The organism is Oleiphilus sp. HI0123 (assembly GCF_001635315.1).
Window position 1 is genome coordinate 1 of record NZ_LWGE01001201.1, and the last position, 3,062, is coordinate 3,062.

General features: G+C 46.7%; 5 protein-coding genes. All 5 read right to left on the reverse strand.

Going from position 1 to position 3,062, the window contains the following annotated elements:
- Positions 1–75: 75 nt before the first annotated feature.
- Positions 76–693, reverse strand: a complete 618-nt coding sequence (locus tag A3761_RS13455) for a tRNA-(ms[2]io[6]A)-hydroxylase (protein ID WP_231878355.1) — start codon at positions 691–693, stop codon at positions 76–78.
- 5 nt (positions 694–698) lie between these two features.
- Positions 699–1,235 carry a DNA-deoxyinosine glycosylase gene (locus A3761_RS13460; RefSeq protein WP_068740276.1) on the reverse strand — a complete coding sequence of 179 codons (537 nt, stop codon included), beginning with the start codon at positions 1,233–1,235 and terminating at the stop codon, positions 699–701.
- A 20-nt stretch (positions 1,236–1,255) separates the two neighbouring features.
- Positions 1,256–2,437, reverse strand: a complete 1,182-nt coding sequence (gene purT, locus A3761_RS13465; protein ID WP_068740274.1) for a formate-dependent phosphoribosylglycinamide formyltransferase — start codon at positions 2,435–2,437, stop codon at positions 1,256–1,258.
- Positions 2,438–2,471: 34 nt separating this feature from the next.
- A complete protein-coding gene (locus A3761_RS13470; protein WP_197470208.1) occupies positions 2,472–2,657 on the reverse strand; it encodes a DUF1289 domain-containing protein in 186 nt (61 codons plus the stop codon).
- A gap of 86 nt (positions 2,658–2,743) precedes the next feature.
- A partial coding sequence (locus A3761_RS13475; protein WP_197473044.1) for a gamma carbonic anhydrase family protein occupies positions 2,744–3,062 on the reverse strand: 319 nt, incomplete at its 5' end.

Here is a 3,062-nt window from a genome sequence, read left to right on the forward strand (position 1 = left end):
ATGAAACAGGGCCCTGCGCCAAAGCCTTAATTGATGCTTTGTACAGCTGCATATAGCAACGCCAGCCAACTAAACCTAAGCAGTCACTGGCCCGCTATGAAAACGAAATTCTTCATCTGGCTGCTCGATTAATTCCTGCTCTTTCTCTCTGAAAAAAGCGACTCTCTCGTCGAGCCCTTCTTTGCAATAACCCGAAGCAAGTTTTAGATAGTCTTGATAGTGACGAGACTCCGACTTGAGCAAAGAAATATAAAAGTCCTTTAACTCATCGTCTAGCAAGGGCGCTGTCTTGGCAAAGCGCTCGCAGGAGCGCGCTTCAATAAATGCGCCAATGATCAGTAGATCAATCACACGGTCAGGATCTTGTTTTCGGACAGAATCTCTAAGCCTTGCTGCATAGCGTGATGCGGTCATGTGGCCGTATGTCAGTTTACGCTTTTTGATAAATTTCATTACCTGTTCGAAATGCCTGAGCTCTTCACGAGCCAAGCGAGACATCTTCATCAGCAAGTCTGGATTACCCGGATAACGGTGAATCAGATTGAGCGCCGTCATTGCTGCTTTCTTCTCACAGTGAGCGTGATCCAGCAGCATGATATCCTGATTAGCCAGGGCATTTTCGACCCAAAGGTCAGGGGTTTCACAGCCAAGAAAGCTATATATTTCACTTAAGTCCTGGTTTATCTCACTCACAAACATTACTCACTGATATATTCATCTAAATTTAAAAATTCTTTCATAGCACACCAAGACGCTAGCTTATCCTCTTTCGACATGGCTGCATTGGCAGGACTGGTCGAAGGTAAGTTCAGGATTGTATCAGGAGTAACTGAAACGCCGATAAACTTCTTGTACAACTTGGCTGCAGCCTGACCGTTAAACGCAATCAGCTTAATACTCGGGTTCTGTTCAAGCATGCCTTGAATATCATTCGCCTTCATAGTGGACTGGTCGATATTCGAATCCAGACTTCCTGGGCGGTAGCATGAATGAGCGACATCCCAAATCGCGATACCGCAGCGTTTAGCCTCTTCCAGGCGTTGCACATAAGGCAAGGCCAGGTCAAAACTGCATAGTTGCGCCAATATCCACCAGAAGGCATTGCGAGGATGTCCGTAGTATTGCTTCTCTTGCAGGGATTTAACACTGGGCATCGTGCCTAATATTAGAACTGTTGGCTCTTCTCCAAGCACCGGAGGAAAGCCTTTATCGATTACTTTTTGCGTTTCAGCCATTATACTTCACACTAATAACGCTAGAACTTTAATGTCACCGCTGAAGATGCCTTGATCGCCTTCTGCGTTGCCGCCTCAATTGTTTCACCCAAGGCCAGTGCAACCCCCATACGGCGTTGCCCCTTTACTTCGGGCTTGCCGAACAAGCGCAAGTGCACATCAGTATCAGACAAACATTCTTCAAGGTTACCAAAGCAAAGTTGTTTGGACTCCCCCTCAACCAAAATGACCGAGGACGCTGCCGGACCAAGCTGTTTAATCTGGGGAATAGGCAATCCAAGAATAGCCCGCGCATGCAAAGCAAACTCAGAAAGATCTTGCGATACTAAGGTCACTAAGCCTGTATCGTGTGGCCTAGGTGAGACTTCACTAAACAAGACTTCATCGCCTTTTACGAATAACTCAACGCCAAAGATACCATTGCCACCCAGGTTTTCAGTCACTTTATGAGCGATATCCTGAGCCGCTGCCAAGGCCTTTTCGCTCATTGCTTGAGGCTGCCATGACTGTTGATAATCACCATTCTTTTGGACATGGCCAATCGGCGCACAGAAACTTGTCTGACCAGCGTGGCGAACAGTTAATAAGGTTATCTCATAATCAAAGTCGACAAAGCCTTCGATAATGATGGTGCCTGCCCCTGTACGGCCACCTTCTTGTGAATATGCCCAAGCGGCATCAATACCATCCTCAGTCTTCACAGTGCTCTGGCCTTTGCCAGAGGAGCTCATAATCGGTTTCACCACACACGGCAAACCAATCTCCTGAAGCGCTTGTAGATAAGCCTCATAATCGCTGGCAAACTGATAGGGAGAGGTTTTTATGCTCAAATCCTCTGCCGCCAAGCGCCGAATACCTTCGCGATTCATGGTGAGATTAACTGCACGTGCAGAGGGAATAACCTGGTAGCCTTCTTTCTCTAGCGCCACCAATTCAGCGGTCGCAATGGCTTCGATTTCTGGCACAATTAAGTGTGGTTGCTCTTTCTCGACCACCTCTCTAAGCGCTTTTGGGTCAAGCATATCGATCACGTAACTGCGATGTGCGACTTGCATCGCCGGTGCATTGGCATACCTGTCCACAGCAATCACTTCGACACCAAAGCGCTGTAATTCGATAACCACTTCTTTGCCCAGCTCACCAGAGCCGCAAAATAATACCTTTGTTGCCGTAGGCGATAAGGGCGTGCCAATGCTAGTCATTTTGATAAACCTGTTGTCAGTTGTGAGGATAAATCTAGATATAGGATTTCTGTTCGCGCTCTTTAGCGAGCTCTAGTATTTTTTTCTTTTCAGTATTGTCCATGCCCCACCAGCGGGATATTTCGTCACCCGTGCGGTGACAACCCACACAGACATCATTTACATCAAGTGCACAAATACTGACACATGGAGACGGGACTTCATTCATTTCTTCTGGCATACAACTACTCTTCGCTAACGACTATTCGGCAACTACTTTCTAATAAAAACATAAAATGTGAAACGTCGATCTTAACAGGCAAACACTTAGTCCTCCAGAATCAACCCTGATTCATAGCGCTGACCGTTTTGAACATAGTGCGCTGCACTTAGACTGAGCATTTGAATCTCCTGCTCACTTAAAGCACGTTTCACCTTGCCAGGACTACCCAGCACCATCGAGCCATCCGGCACGACCATATTTTCAGGTATCAAGGCGTTCGCGCCAATCAAACAATTCTTACCAATTTTCGCGCCATTCAGTACAACGGCATTAATACCAATCAAGGAATTCTCTCCGATATGGCAACCGTGCAACATGACCTTGTGGCCAATCGTCACATTTTTCTCTATTTGTAAGGGAAAG